Here is a 19,081-nt window from a genome sequence, read left to right on the forward strand (position 1 = left end):
AAACCGAATGCCAAGGCCGCATCCGGCGGCAGAAAGAGTGAGAGGCAAGGATGGCCGCAGTCAAAGAGACCATCGATCAGGTCAAGACGATCGATGTGGACCAGTACAAGTACGGTTTCGAAACCAATATCGAGAGCGTGAAAGCGCCCAAGGGATTGGACGAGTCGACCGTGCGCTACATCTCGGCCAAGAAGGGCGAGCCGGAGTGGATGCTGAATTGGCGTCTCGAAGCCTTTAATCGCTGGAAGGCGATGACTGAGCCGACATGGGCGAAAGTGCATTATCCCAAGATCGACTTTCAGGATCTTTATTACTACGCGGCGCCAAAATCGACTGAAGGACCCAAGAGCCTCGATGAAGTCGATCCTGAGCTGTTGCGCATGTACGAGAAGCTCGGCGTGCCTCTGAAGGAGCGCGAGATTCTTGCTGGCGTGCAATCCACAAAAGTTGCTGTCGACGCAGTGTTCGACAGCGTGTCGGTCGTTACCACCTTCAAGGAAGAGCTGAAGAAGGCGGGCGTCATCTTCTGCTCGATCTCGGAGGCGCTCCGCGAACACCCTGAACTGGTGAAGAAGTACCTTGGCTCAGTGGTGCCTCAGTCCGACAATTTCTATGCCGCGCTCAACTCGGCGGTGTTCTCCGACGGCTCCTTCGTCTATGTGCCGGAGGGCGTGCGTTGCCCAATGGAATTGTCGACGTACTTCCGTATCAACGAGAAGCAGACCGGCCAGTTCGAGCGCACGCTCATCATCGCCGATCGCGGTGCTTACGTTTCGTATCTCGAAGGCTGCACAGCGCCGATGCGCGACGAGAACCAGCTGCACGCCGCCGTGGTCGAACTCGTTGCGCTCGATGACGCCGAGATCAAGTACTCCACGGTGCAGAACTGGTATCCGGGCGACAAGAACGGCAAGGGCGGCATCTATAACTTCGTGACCAAGCGCGGAGATTGCCGCGGCCATCATTCGAAGATTTCATGGACGCAGGTCGAGACCGGCTCGGCGATCACCTGGAAATATCCAAGTTGCATCCTGCGCGGCGACTACTCGCGCGGTGAGTTCTATTCGATTGCGGTTTCCAACGGATACCAGCAGGTGGACTCCGGCACCAAGATGATCCACCTGGGCAAGAATTCGTCCAGCCGCATCATCTCGAAGGGTATCGCTGCGGGCCATTCGCAGAATACCTACCGTGGTCTGGTGTCCGCTCATCGCAAGGCAACGGGCGTGCGCAACTTCACAAACTGTGACTCGCTTCTCATCGGCGACAAGTGCGGCGCGCACACAGTTCCCTATATCGAGGCCAAGAACTCATCGGCGCACTTCGAGCACGAGGCGACGACCTCGAAGATCTCCGACGACATGCTGTTTTACTGCATGCAACGCGGTCTGTCGCAGGAGGAAGCAGTGGCGCTCGTCGTAAACGGCTTCGTGCGCGACGTGCTTCAGCAGTTGCCCATGGAGTTCATGGCCGAAACGCAGAAACTGATCGGCATCTCGTTGGAAGGCAGTGTGGGTTAGCAATCGGCAGAAAGATTTTGGGTCGTCAAGATTCAGACCGTCGTCGAAGGCACAGCGCTCAGTTTGTAAGGAAAAAAACAAGATGCTTGAAATCAAGAATCTGCACGTGAAACTCTCGGAAGAGGATCGCGTCATTTTGAAGGGGGTGAACCTCGTCGTGCCCAAGGGCGAGGTGCACGCCATCATGGGTCCGAACGGTTCGGGCAAGTCGACGCTGTCCTACGTGATCGCCGGCCGCGATGGCTATGAAGTCACAGAAGGTGACATTCTCTGGAACGGAGAGTCGATCCTTGAGATGGAGGCCGACGAGCGCGCGGCCAAGGGCGTATTCCTCGCCTTCCAGTATCCGATGGAGATCCCCGGCGTTGCGGGTCTCACCTTCCTGCGTACCGCGCTTAACGCCGTCCGCAAGAAGCGTGGCGAGGACGAGCTGAACACCGCCGCCTTCATGAAGCTCGTCAAGGAGAAGGGCGCGAAGCTCAACATTGATGTCGAGATGCTGAAGCGTCCGGTCAATGTCGGATTTTCGGGCGGCGAGAAGAAGCGGTCAGAAATCCTTCAGATGGCGATGCTGGAGCCGACCCTGTGCGTTCTCGATGAAACCGACAGCGGCCTGGATATTGACGCACTGCGGATCGTCTCGGAAGGCGTGAATGCGCTGCGCAGCAAGGAACGCGCGTTTCTCGTCATCACCCACTACCAGCGATTGTTGAACCATATCGTTCCCGACAAGGTTCATGTGCTGGCGGACGGACGCATTCAGAAGACAGGCGGTAAGGAACTGGCCCTTGAGCTTGAGAAATCGGGCTATGCAGGCTTCACCGGCAAGGCAGCTTGAGATGACGATTGCAGTTATGAAAACCAAAGCAGAGCAGGCGCTCGCAGAGGCGTTCGAAGCCAATGCCGGGAAACTTCCCGGCAGCGCGGCCGTGAGCGCGGCGCGGCGCGCGGCGATTGGCAAATTCAACACGTTCGGGCTGCCCAATCGGCGCATCGAGGAATGGAAATATACCGATCTGCGCAACACGATGAAGGACGCGCTCGCGCTTAAGCTCGATGATGCCGTCAAAGTAACGATTGCAGATGTAATCGTTGCGTTGGGGCCGCTCGCTCACGTCGAAGCGTATCGCATCACCTTCGTCAACGGCCGCTATCGAGAGGATTTGTCCGATATGGCCGGGGCCGAAGGCGTGGACGTGACGCCGCTCGCCAAGGCGCTGGGCGCAGCGCCCGACAAGGTTGCCGATGGCCTCATGGCTGTTGGTGCGGCAGACGATGCCGTCGTCACGCTCAACACGGCTTTCATGACCGATGGCGCCATCGTGCGCGTAGCTCCCGAAGCCGCCCCAGCCAAGCCGTTGCTGATGGTGTTTCTGCGAGCAGGCAGCGAGGGTCGGTTCACCGCGGTGCGTAATGTCATTTCGGCGGGCGAGGCGAGCAATGTCACGCTGATCGAGGCCCACGTTGCGCTGCCGGGCTCTGCCGCCGAAGGCCAGATGAACGCGCTGACGAGCCTTACCGTCGCCAAGGGCGCGCACGTCGCCCACACCAAGGTCGCTGCCGATTTCGGAAAGGCGGTCCACCTGTCGAACTGGACGGTGGCGCTTGAGGCGGACGCCGTCTATCACGGCTTTCAGTTCACTTCAGGTCAGAGCCTGGCGCGCAATCAGATTGCCGTGCGCTATGATGGCGAAGGCGGTGCGCTCGATCTTTCGGGTGCGTTTCTGGTGCGCGGCACCGAGCACGTCGATACAACCTTGGTTGTTGATCATGCGGTCCCCCATTGCGAAAGCAGAGAGCTTTTCAAAGGCGTGCTCGACAACTCCGGCCGCGGCGTATTCCAAGGCAAGATCATCGTTAGGCCGGATGCGCAAAAGACCGACGGCAAACAGATGGCTCAAGCCCTGATGTTGTCACCCGATGCCGAGTTCGACAGCAAGCCGGAGCTGGAGATCTATGCCGACGACGTCGTTTGCGGGCATGGCACGACCTCCGCTGAGCTCGATGACGACTTGTTGTTCTATTGCAAGTCGCGGGGCATCCCGGAAAATGAGGCCCGGGCGCTGCTGATCGAGTCGTTCATCGGCGAGGCGCTCGACAAGGTTGAACATGAAGAGCTACGGACGGCGCTTTCGGCTTTGGCCACGGACTGGCTCAATGCAGCCGACAAGCGCAGATAAGGGAGAGGCCGATGGGGCGTGAGGCACTGGCAACGGATCGGCGTGGCGTCGGCGCAAGCTATGACGTGGAGCGCATCCGCGCGGACTTCCCCATTTTGTTCCGTGAGGTTTTAGGCAAGCCGCTCGTCTATCTCGACAGCGCAGCCTCGGCGCAAAAGCCGCGGTCGGTGATCGAGGCGATGGATCACGCTTATCGCTTCGAATATGCCAACGTACATCGTGGCCTCCATCACCTCTCAAACGTTGCGACCGACAACTTCGAGGCGTCGCGCGAGACGGTGCGTCGGTTCTTGAACGCAGGCAGCGCTGAGGAGATCATCTTCACCCGCAATGCGACGTCGGCCATCAATCTGGTTGCCAATACCATGGGGCAGAAACAGATTGGCGAAGGCGACGAGATCATCCTGTCGCTCATGGAGCATCACGCCAATATCGTGCCGTGGCATTTCCTGCGCGAACGCAAGGGTGCGGTGCTGAAATGGATTCCGATCAGCGACACCGGCGAGCTTCTGATCGAAGAGCTCGACCGTATGATCACGCCAAAGACCCGCATCGTTGCCGTCACTCACATGTCCAACGTGTTGGGAACGGTTACGCCGGTAAAAGACATCATTCGCATTGCCCACGCCAAGGGCGTCGCGGTGCTTGTGGACGGCAGCCAGGCGGCGGTTCATTCGACCGTCGACGTGCGCGATCTCGATGCCGATTTCTATGTCTTTACCGGACACAAGACCTACGGGCCGACAGGCATCGGCGTACTGTATGCGAAGCGCAAGCATCTTGAGGCACTGCCGCCCTATGAAGGTGGCGGAGACATGATTGAATCGGTTGCGGTCGATCGCATCACGTACAACAAGCCACCGCACAAGTTTGAAGCTGGCACTCCGGCCATCGTGGAGGCAATCGGGCTGGCGGCGGGTCTCAATTATATGATGCAGGTGGGGCGCGACAGGATCGCAGCGCATGAGGCGGACCTGGCGCAATATGCGGCCCAGGCGCTCGGGGAGCTGCCCTGGCTCAAAGTCTACGGCACCGCCCCAGGCAAGGGTGCGATCTTCTCATTCACTGTCGATGGCCTGCACCCACATGACGTCTCCACCATCATCGACCGCTCGGGCGTTGCGGTCCGCGCGGGGCATCATTGCGCCCAGCCGTTGATGGAGCGGCTCGGCGTTACCGCGACCTGCCGGGCTTCATTCGCCATGTATTCGACCCGTGCCGAGGTTGACGCGCTGGTGACGGCGCTGACCAAGGCGCACGATCTGTTCGCGTAAAGGATGAGCTATGGAAGACACCAAGGCTGAAGTTCGCGCACAGGCGGCCGAGACGCTAAAAGATGCAGCGGCTTCGCTTGACACACAGACCCCCGCCGACAGCGCGGCCAAGAGCAGCGAGCCTGGAGAGGCTAGCGCTAGCGGCGGCTTGTCGCCTGAGGAGATTGACCGTCTAACGAGCGACATTGTGGCCGCACTGAAGACGGTCTACGACCCTGAGATTCCCGCCGATATTTATGAGCTTGGGCTGATCTACAAGGTTGATCTCGACGATGACCGCAATGTCACCGTCGAGATGACATTGACTGCGCCCGGATGCCCGGTCGCCGGTGAGATGCCGCAATGGGTGGACGCAGCCGTATCCACTGTCCCTGGCGTCAAGAGCGTTACCGTCAATATGACGTTCGATCCGCCGTGGGATCAGAGCCGAATGTCGGATGAAGCACGGCTGGCGCTCAATATGTTCTGAAGAAAACCTGGATCGGGGCGCCGCAAGCGCCTCTCAAAAATGCCCTCTGCCGCCACCATATGAGATGGGGCAAACATCAAAAGCGAGAGCGAGATGCCGACATTGCGCACCACCCCGAAAGTTTTACGGCTCACCGACGCCGCGGCCAACCGCGTCAAGGCCCTTATGGCTGACAAGCCCGGCATCAAGGGCCTTAAGATCGGCGTAAAAAAGGGCGGCTGCGCGGGCATGGAATACACCATGAGCTGGGCGGACGAGATCGGGAAGTTCGACGAGATCGTTGAAGAGAACGGTGCCGTGGTCCTTATCGATCCGGGCGCAGTGCTGTACTTGATCGGCACGGAGATGGATTACAAGACGGATAAGCTCTCCTCCCAGTTTGTCTTCAACAATCCCAACCAGAAGGGCGCTTGTGGTTGCGGCGAGAGCGTCGATCTGCAGCCCGTCATGCCTCAGCACGAGGCGTAGCGCATTGGCTGCGGAGCAGGCACCGGCATGTGACCGGAGTCATTGGCTTTTGCTGCCTGCTTACTGGTTCAACGAACTCACGCGCGCCGACTGGTTCTCCAAAAATGATGCCGTCGATGCGACGCTGCGCAGCCGCTTCCTGCCGCTCTACGAGCAGCTGTCGGAGCGCGATCTCAAAGCCGCTGAACTGACACAGCAGGAAACATTGGCCGCGGTGTTGGCGCTTGACCAATTGCCGCGCAATCTGTTTCGCGGCACGTCACGCGCGTTTGCGACGGATTCGAAGGCGCGCGAGTTGGTTGTGGAGGCTCTTGCGCTTGGCTACGACCAAAGCCTTGGTCTAGACGAGCGATTGTTTCTCTATCTTCCGCTTGAGCACTCCGAGAACATTGCCGATCAGGAGCATTGCGTCGATTTGATTTCGGCGCTGGGTGATCCGGACTACACCCGGTTTGCCATTGCGCATCGGCAGATCATCGCGCGATTTGGGCGCTTTCCTCACCGCAATGCCATTCTCGGCCGCCGTTCGACACCCCAGGAGACGGCATTTCTTGCAGAGCCGGGAAGCTCTTTCTGATACTTCGCATGCTCGGGTAAGGGAAAGCGGGCTGGCCATGAGCGCGAACGACAGCGTCATTGAACTGCTGGATGAAGTGTGCGCGCCGCTTGGCGCTTTCAAAGCGCGGCGCATGTTCGGCGGCCACGGCCTTTACCTCGACGGCGTCTTCTTCGCGATCCTCGACGACGGGGTTCTCTATTTCAAGACAAGCGAGGACACGCGCGAGCGCTTCGAGGCGGAAGGGATGTCCGCGTTCACCTACGAAAGCAAGTCAGGAACGCACGCGCTGGTGTCGTACTGGCGGGTGCCGGAGCGGTTGTTCGACGAGGCAGACGAACTTGCAGATTGGGTTTCCCAAGCGGTGAAGGCTGCGCGCACCAAGCCGAGCGCGACGCGGCGCGCAGCTGCCCCAAAAAGAAAACCGCGCGCATGATGCGCGCGGCTGTTTCGGTCTGACATCGCACATGAACCGTCGGTCACGTAGGCCGAGCGGCACGTTGACGTCGCTTCGGCTTATCGTCCGCCGGGCGGCTGCTTCAATGGCCTCGGAGGCTTGCGCAAAAAGGCAGGAATGTTTTCTGCAAAGCCGACCTTGCCGCCGCCTTGGGCTGGCTGCGCGGTAGGCTTGGCAGGTTGCGCGCGCTGCGGCGGCTCGGGCTTCCTGGCTTCCGGCTTTGCAGGAGCATCCGCCCAACTGTCGGGACGACGCTCGCGCGGCGGCCGTGTGCCTTGCTCCGCGTTACGCGGCCGGTTCTGGCGGCGATCCTGCTTATCGTCGTGCGCCCGTGGGGCGGGCTTAGCAGATTGCTCCTGCCGTTCGGCGGGCTGTGGCTGGCGATGGCGCTCGCGAGCTTCGGCGTGCGGTTCGCCCTTACGGCCCTCGTGGCGCCCTTCGTGACGGCTTTCGGCTGAGTTGCGCGGGCGTGCATCGCGGGCCCCGCCTCGGTCGTGACCGCGACCACCTCGTCCACGCCGGCGCTTTCCAGCTTGCGCAAAATCCTCTTCCGTCGGCGCTTCGCCGAGCCAGATCGCGCTTTCGCCGGTGATCTTCTCGATGTCCTTGAGCAGTTTCAGATCTTCGCCCGAAACCAGCGAAGCGGAATAGCCTTCCTTGCCGGCGCGACCGGTCCGGCCGATGCGGTGCACATAGTCGTCAGCCGCCCAGGGGAGATCGAAGTTGAAGACGTGCGAAACGTCGGGAATGTCGAGACCGCGCGCAGCGACGTCTGAGGCTGCGAGCAACATGATTTCGCCGGCGCGGAACTTGTCCAGCGTCTCCGTGCGCGCACCCTGGTCCATGTCGCCATGCAAGGCCCCGGCGTTGAAGCCGTGCTTTGAAAGCGATTTGTAGAGGACGGCAACATCACGCTTGCGATTGCAGAAGATAATTGCGTTCTTGACGTTGCCGCTGCGGATCAGCTCACGCAGCACCTCGCGCTTGGCATAATCCTCGCCGTTCGGGCAGAATTTAAAGCGCTGGGTGATGGTCTTGGCGGTGGTGGCCGGTTTGGCAACTTCGATACGCACCGGGTCTTTGAGGAATTGCGAAACCAGCCGGGTGATCTCCGGCGGCATGGTTGCGGAGAAGAACAGCGTTTGCCGGCGCGGAGGCAACAGCTTGCAGATCTTCTCGATGTCGGGAATGAAGCCCATGTCGAGCATACGATCGGCTTCGTCGATGACGAGGATCTCCACACCCATCAACATGATGCGGCCACGCTGGAAATGATCGAGCAGCCGGCCTGGGGTTGCGATCAGCACGTCAACACCCCGATCGAGCTTTCGCACCTGCTCGTCCATGGAAACACCGCCAATCAGCAGGGCGACGTCCAATTTGTGGTTGATGCCGTATTTTTCGAAACTCTGCTCCACTTGCGCCGCAAGTTCGCGGGTCGGTGCCAGGATCAGCGACCGGGGCATGCGCGCGCGGGCGCGTCCGGTTTCAAGTCGCGTGATCATGGGCAGGACGAACGAGGCAGTCTTGCCAGTTCCGGTCTGGGCGATGCCCAGGACATCCTTGCCGGTTACGGCAACGGGGATGGCGGCGGCTTGAATTGGTGTCGGGCTCGGATATCCCGCAGCCGTAATAGCCGCCTGGACCTTGGGCGAAAGCCCCAGGTCCGCGAACGTCTTAGTATCCAAGAAGAAAAATCTCCATCAGCGAACTCTCCCCATCCCGGCGCGATACCGCACCAAGGTGGCATTCAAAACGAGAGCGCAGGGGGAACTGTGCCGTAAAGGGACTAAGCCAAATGGGGGGATGGATCAAATATGGTGAACTGAATCGATCCCCTGCGCTCCGGCACGCTCGGGTGCTCGCACACATTGTGTGCAGACGCAAGGAAAACAATGGCGCAGGCAGGAACCCCTCCGGGGAAAAGTGGCAGGAAGCACCTCCCTGCCAGGCCGTTGGAGCCAGGCTGGACCTCTGCACCAAGCTTACAACCGCGTTATCAGCGGGCAGGAGAAAACCTCGGGGTCTTTTCGCTGCGCTGCAAAGCTTCGTCCACAACCCACGGAGCGCTTCCTGGGAGTGCGGTCATGCGTCTCGCTTCAAATGACGCTAGTTTAGAGAGATAGCAGACCGGCGCCCGGCGGCGCGTATGTCCTTTAGAAAACTTACGCGCTTTCCCATTTCCCGTTTCCAGGAGCCGACCGGCATGAAGGCAGTGGCGCTGGACCACAATCTCAAGAACGGCGCCTCGCAACGTCCATCGAAGGGCGCGCTAAACGGCGAACAGGTGTTGGGCCTCAAGGCGCGCGACAACGTCACGAATTGGCGGCATCTGGCGCGCGTGTGGCTCGTCATTGCGCTTACCTTCGGCGCAGTCATTTGGTTTGAGGATGTTCTGACGGCACAAGGACTTTCGCTGTGGCGCGGTCTGCCATTTTGGGTTCTCGCGATCGCGATCATGGGCGCCTCGCAGCATCAGTTGGGTGGGGCGATCCACGAAGGCACCCACTCGCTGCTATTCGCCAACAAGCAGCTCAACGAGTTGGCCTCCGACTGGCTCGCGGCTTTCCCCATCTACACGTCAACCTATCAGTATAGGGTGCACCATCTCGCGCACCATCAGTTCGTCAACGATCCGGTTCGCGATCCCGACATCTCGCAGTTGAAAGACAGCGATCACTGGTTGGACTTTCCCGTCACCCACATCGAGATATTGAGGAAAATGGCGAAGCAGTTGTGGCTGCCGAACCTGTTCCGGTTCACCCTCGTGCGCGCCCGCTACAGTGCGCTTGGCCATGATGATAACCCTTATCTCGATAAATCCGCCGCACAGAACAAATGGCCCGTGCGTGCCGGCATCTACTTCGCGGTCGCTGTGCCGTTTATCGTCAACTACCTGATCGTGTTTCAGAGTGCGACCTGGGCATGGAGCTGGCTCGTTGCGAGCTATGCAGCGGTGATGCTCTATTACGTGCGCTTGTCTGAGCGAGATTTTCCGCAATCGCGGCTGCGACCGGTCATTTCCCACCGGGCAACCGCCATGGGGCGGATGACATTTCTTTTCATCCTGTACGGGCTGTTGACGCTGCACGATGCTGGAACCGGCGCGACTTGGGCCTGGGACCAGTTCGGACGCTTCTGGGCGCTACCGCTGTTCACGAGCTTTCCGCTGTTCATGATGATGCGTCAGTGGGTGCAGCACGGCAATGCCGATCGCGGCCGCTATACCAATACGCGGGTTTTTCTAGCCGGTCCGATCATGCGATATGCGGTATTGCCCTGGGGCATGGACTTTCACCTGCCTCATCATTTGATGGCGTCGGTGCCCCACTACCGGCTCAAGGAGTTGCACGAAATTTTGATGCAGGATCCCGAATACAAGGAGAAAGCGGTTCTGGTCGAAGGCTATCTTGGAGAGGACAACCCGCGCACGGGCCATCCCACCGTGTTATCGGTTCTTGGGCCAGCGCACGCTCCGAGCGCAACAAATGCAGCCTACGTGGACAGCTCAAGTCTTGAATATGTTCAAGTCGAAGATGCCGCTGCTATCGCGGATGAGGCGCGCCGTTCGGTCGATCAAGGCAGTTCAACCTGATCCACTTCGTGTTATCCTGGGGCCAGAAATGCATTTCGCTCCGATCCCCCAAGGAGGCCGCAAATGATGTATGCCGTAGGTCTGAAACTGAATGAGCGGACCGGACATGTTCTCGTTGATGCCGAGGATGCCCTGATCGCCGCCCTGAAGGCCAAGCATCAGCAACCCGATGCCGCCATAACGTATGTGCGCCGCCAGAACAGGCGGGGCGATGCCCGTCACCCGCCGCACCGATAATTGAGGCAATGGCGCAAAAAAATGTGCCGCGCACGGGCGAGCCGATGCGCGGCACATGATTGGCAGAGCAGGATTTGGGTTAGATATCCAGATCCTTCGCGAAGGCAGCTCGATCCTGAATGAAGCGGAAGCGGGCCTCTGGCTTAGATCCCATAAGCGCGTTGACGGTCTCCGAAAGCACAGAGCGCTCGCCTTCCCCGATTTCCACGCGGAGCAAGGCGCGCTTCTTGGGGTCCATGGTCGTCTCTTTGAGTTCGCTGGCGTTCATCTCGCCGAGGCCTTTGAAGCGTCCAACCTTGACGGGCGGGTTAGCCTTGAACTCTTTTGCGATAAGCGCGTCGCGATGTTTCTCGTCGCGTGCGTAGAGCGACTTGGCGCCTTGCGTGAGCTTGTAAAGCGGTGGCACCGCCAGGAACAGGTGACCCTGTTCGATAAGCTCTGGCATCTCCTGATAGAAGAACGTGATCAGCAGCGCGGCGATGTGTGCGCCGTCGACGTCGGCGTCAGTCATGAGAATAACGCGCTCGTAGCGCAGATCGTCGTCGCGGTACTTGGTCCCTGTACCGACGCCAAGAGCCTGGATCAGATCAGAGAGAAGCTGGTTTTGAGACAGCTTTGCCGATGAGGCGTTGGCGACGTTCAGGATTTTTCCGCGCAACGGCAGAATGGCCTGGGTTTCGCGGTCGCGCGCGCTTTTGGCCGAACCACCGGCGGAGTCGCCTTCGACAATAAAGATCTCGGTGCCGGACGCCTGCTGGATCGTGCAGTCTGCCAGCTTGCCCGGCAAGCGAAGCTTGCGCGTGGCGGACTGGCGTCCAACCTCCTTCTCCCGGCGGCGCTTCAGCCGTTCTTCCGATTGATCGATGGTCCATTCCAGCAACCTGTTGGCTTGCTGCGGACTGTCGGCGAGCCAATGGTCGAAAGCGTCGCGCACAGCCGTCTCGACGATCTTGGTCGCCTCAACCGTTGCAAGCTTATCCTTGGTTTGGCCCTGGAACTCGGGTTCGCGGATGAACACCGACAGCATGGAAGCTGCCGTGCCCATTACGTCCTCTGAAGTGATCTGCGCGGCCTTTTTATTGCCGACCAGTTCGCCATAGGCGCGCAAGCCCTTGTAGAGCGCCTGCCGCAAGCCGTTCTCGTGCGTGCCGCCCTCGGGCGTCGGAATGGTGTTGCAGTATGAGGAGGAGAAACCGTCCTCGTCCGAAATCCAAGCGACCGCCCATTCGACGGAGCCGTGTCCGCCCTCTTTCTCGATACGGCCGGCAAAGATGTCCTTCGTCACCTGCGTGCGGCCCTCGATCGACGAGGTCAGGTAATCCGACAGGCCGCCGGGGAAGTGGAAGATCGCCTCTGCGGGCGTCTCGTCTTGGATGAGTGAAGGATCGCACTTCCAGCGGATTTCCACGCCACCGAACAGATAGGCCTTGGAACGCGCCATCTTCATCAAGCGCGCAGGCCTGAAGGCGCAGCCTTTGCCGAAGATCTTTTCGTCCGGCTTGAAGCGCACCTTGGTGCCGCGCCGGTTCATGATGCTGCCGAGCTTTTCCAGCTTGGTTTGAGGCTCACCGCGCGAAAACACCATGCGGTACAGCTGCTGATCTCGCGCAACCTGCACTTCGACCAATTCTGACAGCGCGTTGACGACCGACACGCCGACGCCGTGCAGACCGCCTGAGGTGTTGTAGGCCTTGCTGTCGAATTTGCCGCCCGCGTGCAGCACGGTCATCACGACTTCGAGCGCGCTTTTGTTCTTGAACTTGGGATGAGGTCCGACGGGAATGCCGCGGCCGTTGTCGGTGACTGACAAAAAGCCGTCTGCATCGAGCTCGACTTCGATCCAGCTGGCATATCCGGCAACCGCTTCGTCCATGGAGTTGTCGATCACCTCGGCGAAGAGGTGATGCATGGCCTTCTCATCGGTGCCGCCGATGTACATGCCGGGACGCCGACGCACCGGCTCCAGTCCCTCCAGAACCTCGATGTGACTTTCCGAATAGCCAGAAGCCGGCTCGGGCGCCTTGCGGGCGCGGGAGGAGGTCTTTTCGCTCATCTCGCTCTCGATTTGAGAAAACAGGTCGGATTGATCTGCCATAGCGGGGGTCAGTCCTGTGCAGCGTTGAGCGGAAAGCCGGTTACTGATGAAGCCAGCAAACGGCGGTCCGGGTACGCGCAACAGGGCCAGACGGCGGCCGCAGAGGCGAATCTGAGTGGATCCTTATAGCGCGCTTGGCCCCCGATCCACCATGCCTTGTGCCCCTGTTGCCTCGAAGTCACGGGATATCCAGCACAATTTCGCTTTGCCTGTGCGGTCGTGCCGCGCATTTCCTCGGCATGTTGCGAAGCCGGACCACGCCCTTGCCATGCGCTTGGTCTCGTCAAGAGAACGCTCAAGCCGAGCACGGTACGCCAAGGTTTGGACGAAAAGTCAGCCAGAAATAGCCTTCAGGCGGGGCTTTAAGTTGTCTGCCGGATCGTTGGGGACAGCGACATCAAAGGGTTGTAGTCGCGAGAGTGTCGTGCCTGGGGAGGGCGCGAGTTTAAGAGCCGGTATTCGCGGGAAGAACGCAAGCTCAAGTACGGGTGCCAGCCGCTTTGCGGCCGTCTAAGGCCCCGTCGCTCAAGTTCCGAGGGGACCGCTGGGAATGTCGTACCATTCAAATGACGTGCTATTGGCGGATCGCGAAATCGCCCTGCCGCTATTTTTGAGCCGGGCCAGCGCACGGGTTCCGTTGGGGCTGCTCCCGCCGCCACTGCCAAAGATGCAGCGCACTGTCGCGGGGACGATTATCGGATTGCTGTGGGTTCGTCGCGGCCCGGTCAGCCTCAGTTTGTGTGCAGCCGTTGTCGTGTTTGCAATCGTTGCTGTTGCCTCCAGCCACCAGCTTTCGGGAGAGAAGCCCAGGATCGCTGCCGCAACTCTCATCTCGCCCCCAAAACTGGTGCACACCACGCTTACGCAGGCTTTCGATCTTGTTGCCGAGGTGGAGTCGCGTTTGACCTACGCGACGCATCTGGGGGACCATCTCAACGCCGCAGATGCTGTGAAGCTCTCCCCGCAAGAGGCCGCAGATGCGATTGCATTCGCGATGGCAGGCGGCGGTGAGAAGGCAACGAGCGAAGATGGTGGCGCGCTTCAATCTGAGCCCGACCAGACCGAGAGCGAGCAGGTCGCATTGTTTGTGGTGCGTGGTGTTCCTGCAAACGCGACGTTTCTTGAAGGTGCGTCGATGGGCGATGGCGTGTGGGCTGTTCCGGCCCGCGATGTTGCCGACCTTTCCGCGAAGCTCGGTGACGGCTTCGATGCGGAGATCTGGAGCGATGTGGAGATGGTTTCCCAAGCGGGCGTGACGGTGCGAACCGCCCGGATCACGTTACACAAAGACGCCGGCGTACCTGTGGCTGCAACGAGCGGCGAAGGAACAAACTTCACGACCGGCTCGCTTGCCTCAGATCAGGCTGTCGCTGTGCCCGTGACGAAAGAGACGGTCGCGGAAGCGGAAGATGAGACTGTTAGCCAGGTGGCCGCAGAGGCGAGCGCCAAGACGTCGAAACGCCGCCGTCACGCTCGCTTGCGGCGAACTTCAAAAAACGCGGTCGCTTCGCAAGAACAGAACACACGCAACGCTGCGCGCGTTGCCGACGCATGGAGCCCGGGTACGACGCGCGGGACGACCCGATCACAGCTATCGCGTGCTCGCGCGATGGGGGTTGGGGCGCCTAAGCAGGAGGACGATGACAAGCCGGGGATCATCTCCAAGTTCGTGACTTGGCTCAAGGGAAGCTCCACAACGGACGATACCGCTTCGTCGGAAACGGCATCTGCGACCGTCGCTGCGCCAGCGCCGAAAACGCCCTTCGCAACCGACGAAAGCAGTTTGAGCGGACTTGGAATGTTTCAGTCATCCCAATAAATCGCGATTGGCGAGAGGGTAAGCTAAACCGCAACGTTATCGATGAGGCGCGTCTTGCCAAGCCATGCTGCGGCCAGCACACGTAAGGGACGCGGCCCATGCGAGGTAACCGATTGCAGCGTTTCGGCGTCGGCCACCGCGATGTAGTCGATCTTCGTGAAGCCGGCGTTGCGCACCTTGCGCTTGGCGGTTTCAACGGCGCTCTTGATGTCAACGCCATTTGCTACTTCGCTGGCCAGTTCGGCAAGTGCGGCTTGAAGCATAGGTGCAACGGCGCGTTCCTTCTCGGACAGGTAGGCGTTGCGCGAGGACAAAGCCAATCCATCCTTCTCGCGCTTTGTTCGAGCGCCAACGAGCTTCAGCGGCAGATTGAGGTCGCGCACCATCTGGCGCAACACCGCGAGTTGCTGGAAATCCTTTTCGCCGAAAACCGCGATGTCGGGCATGACCTGGCTGAACAGCTTGCAGCATACGGTTGTCACACCTGCGAAGTGATGCGGGCGGAACTCGCCCTCAAGCGGCTTGGCGGCGCTGCCGGGCGTGACGGATGTGGAAAACCCTTCGGGGTACATCTCTTCGACATCGGGTGCCCAGACGAGATCGCAACCAGCCTCGTGCAATTTGGCGACGTCGCCTGCCTCGTCGCGCGGATAGCGCGCCAAGTCCTCGTGAGGGGCGAACTGGGTCGGATTGACGAAGATCGATACGACCACGCGGTCTGCTTTTTTGGACGCCAGCTTGACCAGGGAAAGGTGGCCTGCGTGCAGGGCTCCCATGGTCGGCACCAGGGCGACGCCGTCACCGTGCTCCCGCCACTTGGCGACGGCCTTGCGCAGCTCCTTTAGCGTGCGAACGATTTTTGTTTTTCCACCCACCGATGCCATCCTTCGGCCAATGACGATTGTTGGCCGACAAGTGGAGCGCCGGGCAGGACCTCGTCAAGTGGGGGAAAGTGGTCAACATTGACGGCACAGGGGGGGGCCGGAGATGCCACCCGGAGCGATCCGGGTGGCTTAGTCCCCGGCAATTCTCCAACGGGGCGGATCGCCAACCTGCATGTGAGCCTTCAATCTGCTAGATTTGCCACGATATTCGAATCGTGTGTTCTCGCGTTGGCGGAGTTGTGCGGCGCCGTTGTTTCGGAGTTTGTGAACCAGGAGATGTCATGGTTGCGGCCGTAAAACGCGAATCGACCAATCGCGACCGGGAGTTACCTGCCCGCGACGAGATCGCAGCGCATCATTTGATCGACGAGCATCGACTGGTGGGCGCGCTGATCGAGCGGGCCGTATTCACCCAGGACGAACGTCGCAGGGCAGGGGAGATCGCCCGCCATCTCGTCCACGCTACGCGCGCCAACGCTGCAAACCACGCCAATATTGATGCTTTCATGCACGAGTACGGGCTGGGGAGCGAAGAAGGCGTCATCCTGATGTGCTTGGCGGAGGCGCTGTTGCGCATTCCCGACTCAGAGACGGCGGATGCGTTCATCGCCGACAAGATATCGGGCGGCGCCTGGGAAAAGCATCGCGGCGCTTCCGACAGCCTGTTCGTCAACGCTTCGACCTGGGGCCTGATGCTTACCGGGCGCATCATGAAGATGCGCGAGGCTCAGGGGGGCAATCCGATCCAGTCGTTCAAGCGGCTGGTCGCACGTTCAGGCGAGCCGGTGATCCGCCAGGCTGTTCGCCAAGCAGTCAAATTGCTCGGTGATCAGTTCGTATTGGGAACCACCATTCAGAGCGCGCTTCTTCGCGCCCGTCCGCTGGAAGCCAAGGGCTGGCGCTTTTCTTTCGATATGCTGGGAGAGGCCGCGCGCACGGAGCGCGACGCGGAACGGTATTTTCAGCGCTACATGGAGGCCATCGACGCCGTCGGCCAAGCCGCCGGACCGATTGCCGGAACGAATCTTGACGCGATTTTCGCGCGCCCCTCGGTGTCTATCAAACTCTCGGCACTGCACGCACGCTTTGAGCCCGGCAAGGAAGCGCGTCTCGGCCGCGAACTCAGTCCGCGCCTGCTGACTCTGGTCCGTGCCGCCCGCGATAAGGGGATCGGCATCACCATCGACGCGGAAGAGCAGGACCGGCTCGATCTGACCGCGCGCACCTTCGGAGAGACGTTCCTGGATCCGCAACTTGACGGGTGGCACGGATTGGGTCTTGCCGTTCAAGCTTACGGGAAACGCGCGATACCGCTTTTGCGATGGCTTCGCCGCCTGGCGGGCCAGACCGGCAGGCGCATTCCTGTTCGTCTGGTCAAGGGTGCCTACTGGGACAGCGAAATCAAATGGGCGCAGGAACGCGGTCTGGCTGATTACCCGGTGTTCTCGCGCAAACTGCACACGGACGTCTCGTATCTCGCGGCAATGCGTTATGTTTTGGCCGATCCGCAAGCTTTCTATCCACAATTTGCGACCCACAACGCCCATGCGGTGGCTTCCGCACGAGTGGCGGCCGGGACGAGCGACTTCGAATTCCAGCGTCTGCACGGTATGGGTGAGGCGCTTTACGAGGCTGTGAGAGCAGACGATCGCAACGCTCCGGCCTGCCGCATCTATGCGCCGGTTGGCGGTCACGAGGATCTTCTAGGCTATCTCGTTCGCCGCCTTCTTGAGAACGGCGCCAACACGTCGTTCGTCAATCGGCTGGCAGACGACGAGACGCCTGTTTCCGACATCGTCGCAGACCCAGTGGAAGCTGCGGAACGTGAGCGAAGCTCCGGCACGCCGCATCCGTTGCTGCCACGGCCGCGCGAGATCTTTCTGCCTGAACGCAAGGCGAGTAGCGGTCTGGCACTAACGGAGGCCAGCATTCGCGGACCTCTGTTGGACGACATGGCGCGCGTACTCAAGACGCCGTTTTCGGCCGGCCCAATCGTCAACGGGTCAGCGACCACAGGTGGGGAAGCGGCGCAGCTGATGCTGTCTCCGCATGATAAGCGCGAGCGCGTGGGGACCGTGCGTCTGGCCACGCCTTCTCAGTTGGAAGAAGCTCTCGCCAGCGCCACGGCAGCGGCGCATCGCTGGGACATGACGCCAGCGCAGGAACGGGCGCGAATCCTGGAACTGGCTGCGGATTTGTTCGAACGCGAGCGTGCAACTTTGCTTGCCGCTCTGGTACGTGAAGCGGGTAAGACACTGGAGGCCGCTCAGGCGGAGCTGCGCGAAGCCGTCGATTTTCTGCGCTATTATGCGGTTGAAGCGCGTCGGCTTTTTGCCGAGCCGGTAACGCTCAAGGGTCCCACCGGTGAAGAGAATCTGCTCTTTTTGCGCGCGCGGGGTGTCTTCGCCTGCATCTCGCCGTGGAATTTCCCGCTGGCCATTTTCACCGGTCAGATTTCGGCGGCGCTGGCGGCCGGAAACGCGGTTGTTGCAAAGCCGGCCGAGCAAACACCTGTTACGGCTTTTCTCGCCGTGCGCCTGTTGCATGAGGCAGGCGTGCCGAAAGATGTGCTGCATCTCGTAACGGGAGCTGGAAAGCTCGGCGAGGCGCTGGTGAAGGATCAGCGCGTTTCGGGTGTGGTGTTTACCGGCTCGAATGAAACGGCCTGGGCGATACAGCGGACACTTGTCGCGCGACAGGGGCCGATCGTGCCGTTCATCGCCGAAACCGGCGGGCTCAATGCGATGATCGTCGACAGTTCTGCGCTCACCGAGCAGGTGGTGCGCGACGCGGTTCGCTCAGCCTTCGACAGTGCCGGGCAACGCTGCTCTGCCGCCCGCGTCCTGTTTGTGCAGGACGACGCGGCCCCGCGGGTCAAGACCATGTTGGCCGGCGCGATCGAGGTGCTCGATGTCGGCGATCCGTTTGACTACGCCACCGACATCGGCCCGGTGATCGATGAAGCCGCTCAGGACGCGCTTGAGGGTCACAAGGTGCGTATGGAGCGCGAAGGGCGGGAGATCATCGACCTCCCCATTCCCGAGCCTTGCCGTGCGGGAACCTACGTGACGCCTGCGCTCTACGAGATCGAACGGTTCTCGCTTCTCGAACGGGAGGTGTTCGGTCCTATTCTGCACCTCGTAAGATTCAGCCGCGGCCATATCGACAAGGTCGTCGCCGCCTTGAACGCGACCGGATACGGGCTGACGCTGGGGCTGCATTCGCGTATCGAAAGCGTTGCCGAGTACGTCACCGAACATGCGCGCGTCGGCAACATTTACGTCAATCGCAATCAAATCGGAGCTGTCGTTGGCGTGCAGCCGTTTGGCGGTGAAGGGCTGTCCGGCACCGGGCCAAAGGCTGGCGGTCCAAACTATTTGTTGCGCTTTGCGACCGAGCGTACGCGCTCGACTGATATTACGGCAAACGGCGGCAACTACATGCTGTTGTCGCACTCCGACTAGAGCAGGCTGCAGTGCAAGCTGAAAAGCGAGAGCCTGTTCGTACAGGTGAGACGAGTGCGTTAG

15 protein-coding genes are annotated in these 19,081 nt (G+C 60.4%); 12 read left to right on the forward strand and 3 right to left on the reverse strand.

Features of this window, described 5'->3' with window-relative positions; genetic code table 11:
- Positions 1–50 precede the first annotated feature (50 nt).
- From sufB to R3D51_13310, 8 genes are all read left to right on the forward strand, one after another.
- Positions 51–1,520 carry a Fe-S cluster assembly protein SufB gene (sufB, locus tag R3D51_13275; GenBank protein MEZ5900449.1) on the forward strand — a complete coding sequence of 490 codons (1,470 nt, stop codon included), beginning with the start codon at positions 51–53 and terminating at the stop codon, positions 1,518–1,520.
- Positions 1,521–1,602: 82 nt separating this feature from the next.
- Positions 1,603–2,358 carry a Fe-S cluster assembly ATPase SufC gene (sufC, locus tag R3D51_13280; GenBank protein MEZ5900450.1) on the forward strand — a complete coding sequence of 252 codons (756 nt, stop codon included), beginning with the start codon at positions 1,603–1,605 and terminating at the stop codon, positions 2,356–2,358.
- A 16-nt stretch (positions 2,359–2,374) separates the two neighbouring features.
- On the forward strand, positions 2,375–3,700 hold the full coding sequence (gene sufD / locus R3D51_13285) for a Fe-S cluster assembly protein SufD (GenBank protein ID MEZ5900451.1): 1,326 nt from the start codon (positions 2,375–2,377) through the stop codon (positions 3,698–3,700).
- Between the two features lie 11 nt (positions 3,701–3,711).
- Positions 3,712–4,974: a cysteine desulfurase gene (locus R3D51_13290; protein ID MEZ5900452.1), complete on the forward strand. Its 1,263-nt coding sequence runs from the start codon at positions 3,712–3,714 to the stop codon at positions 4,972–4,974.
- 10 nt (positions 4,975–4,984) lie between these two features.
- Positions 4,985–5,443, forward strand: a complete 459-nt coding sequence (locus tag R3D51_13295) for an SUF system Fe-S cluster assembly protein (protein MEZ5900453.1) — start codon at positions 4,985–4,987, stop codon at positions 5,441–5,443.
- Between the two features lie 93 nt (positions 5,444–5,536).
- The gene (locus R3D51_13300; GenBank protein MEZ5900454.1) at positions 5,537–5,911 is read left to right on the forward strand and encodes an iron-sulfur cluster assembly accessory protein; all 375 of its coding nucleotides are present in this window, start codon (positions 5,537–5,539) and stop codon (positions 5,909–5,911) included.
- Between the two features lie 49 nt (positions 5,912–5,960).
- Complete coding sequence (locus tag R3D51_13305) at positions 5,961–6,488, forward strand: DUF924 family protein (GenBank protein ID MEZ5900455.1); 528 nt, start codon at positions 5,961–5,963, stop codon at positions 6,486–6,488.
- A gap of 37 nt (positions 6,489–6,525) precedes the next feature.
- Positions 6,526–6,903: a TfoX/Sxy family protein gene (locus R3D51_13310; protein MEZ5900456.1), complete on the forward strand. Its 378-nt coding sequence runs from the start codon at positions 6,526–6,528 to the stop codon at positions 6,901–6,903.
- 80 nt (positions 6,904–6,983) lie between these two features.
- Here the strand turns inward: R3D51_13310 and R3D51_13315 are convergent, their stop codons facing one another.
- A complete protein-coding gene (locus R3D51_13315) occupies positions 6,984–8,612 on the reverse strand; it encodes a DEAD/DEAH box helicase (GenBank protein ID MEZ5900457.1) in 1,629 nt (542 codons plus the stop codon).
- 461 nt (positions 8,613–9,073) lie between these two features.
- Here R3D51_13315 and R3D51_13320 point away from each other — a divergent pair, with 461 nt between their 5' ends.
- Together R3D51_13320 and R3D51_13325 are read left to right on the forward strand one after the other, a co-directional pair.
- Complete coding sequence (locus R3D51_13320; protein MEZ5900458.1) at positions 9,074–10,519, forward strand: fatty acid desaturase; 1,446 nt, start codon at positions 9,074–9,076, stop codon at positions 10,517–10,519.
- A 63-nt stretch (positions 10,520–10,582) separates the two neighbouring features.
- Entirely contained in the window at positions 10,583–10,756 is a 174-nt protein-coding gene (locus R3D51_13325) for a hypothetical protein (GenBank protein MEZ5900459.1), read from the forward strand.
- A gap of 79 nt (positions 10,757–10,835) precedes the next feature.
- Here the strand turns inward: R3D51_13325 and parE are convergent, their stop codons facing one another.
- Positions 10,836–12,851, reverse strand: a complete 2,016-nt coding sequence (gene parE, locus R3D51_13330) for a DNA topoisomerase IV subunit B (protein ID MEZ5900460.1) — start codon at positions 12,849–12,851, stop codon at positions 10,836–10,838.
- A gap of 550 nt (positions 12,852–13,401) precedes the next feature.
- Between parE and R3D51_13335 the strand changes: the two genes are divergently transcribed.
- Complete coding sequence (locus R3D51_13335; protein MEZ5900461.1) at positions 13,402–14,670, forward strand: hypothetical protein; 1,269 nt, start codon at positions 13,402–13,404, stop codon at positions 14,668–14,670.
- A gap of 23 nt (positions 14,671–14,693) precedes the next feature.
- Here the strand turns inward: R3D51_13335 and panC are convergent, their stop codons facing one another.
- A complete protein-coding gene (gene panC / locus R3D51_13340) occupies positions 14,694–15,545 on the reverse strand; it encodes a pantoate--beta-alanine ligase (protein MEZ5900462.1) in 852 nt (283 codons plus the stop codon).
- A gap of 290 nt (positions 15,546–15,835) precedes the next feature.
- Here panC and putA point away from each other — a divergent pair, with 290 nt between their 5' ends.
- A complete protein-coding gene (gene putA / locus R3D51_13345; protein ID MEZ5900463.1) occupies positions 15,836–19,018 on the forward strand; it encodes a bifunctional proline dehydrogenase/L-glutamate gamma-semialdehyde dehydrogenase PutA in 3,183 nt (1,060 codons plus the stop codon).
- The last annotated feature ends 63 nt before the right edge of the window (positions 19,019–19,081 follow it).

The organism is Hyphomicrobiaceae bacterium, from assembly GCA_041397645.1.
In the GTDB taxonomy this organism is placed as follows: Bacteria; Pseudomonadota; Alphaproteobacteria; order Rhizobiales; family Hyphomicrobiaceae; genus Hyphomicrobium_B.

Coding starts and splice junctions, on each gene's coding strand:
- R3D51_13295 (MEZ5900453.1), top strand. CDS start 4,985: ATGGAAGACACCAAGGCTGAAGTTCGCGCACAGGCGGCCGAGACGCTA.
- parE (MEZ5900460.1), bottom strand. CDS start 12,851: ATGGCAGATCAATCCGACCTGTTTTCTCAAATCGAGAGCGAGATGAGC.
- R3D51_13290 (MEZ5900452.1), top strand. CDS start 3,712: ATGGGGCGTGAGGCACTGGCAACGGATCGGCGTGGCGTCGGCGCAAGC.
- R3D51_13300 (MEZ5900454.1), top strand. CDS start 5,537: ATGCCGACATTGCGCACCACCCCGAAAGTTTTACGGCTCACCGACGCC.
- R3D51_13320 (MEZ5900458.1), top strand. CDS start 9,074: ATGTCCTTTAGAAAACTTACGCGCTTTCCCATTTCCCGTTTCCAGGAG.
- R3D51_13325 (MEZ5900459.1), top strand. CDS start 10,583: ATGATGTATGCCGTAGGTCTGAAACTGAATGAGCGGACCGGACATGTT.
- sufB (MEZ5900449.1), top strand. CDS start 51: ATGGCCGCAGTCAAAGAGACCATCGATCAGGTCAAGACGATCGATGTG.
- putA (MEZ5900463.1), top strand. CDS start 15,836: ATGGTTGCGGCCGTAAAACGCGAATCGACCAATCGCGACCGGGAGTTA.
- R3D51_13310 (MEZ5900456.1), top strand. CDS start 6,526: ATGAGCGCGAACGACAGCGTCATTGAACTGCTGGATGAAGTGTGCGCG.
- sufD (MEZ5900451.1), top strand. CDS start 2,375: ATGAAAACCAAAGCAGAGCAGGCGCTCGCAGAGGCGTTCGAAGCCAAT.
- sufC (MEZ5900450.1), top strand. CDS start 1,603: ATGCTTGAAATCAAGAATCTGCACGTGAAACTCTCGGAAGAGGATCGC.
- R3D51_13335 (MEZ5900461.1), top strand. CDS start 13,402: ATGTCGTACCATTCAAATGACGTGCTATTGGCGGATCGCGAAATCGCC.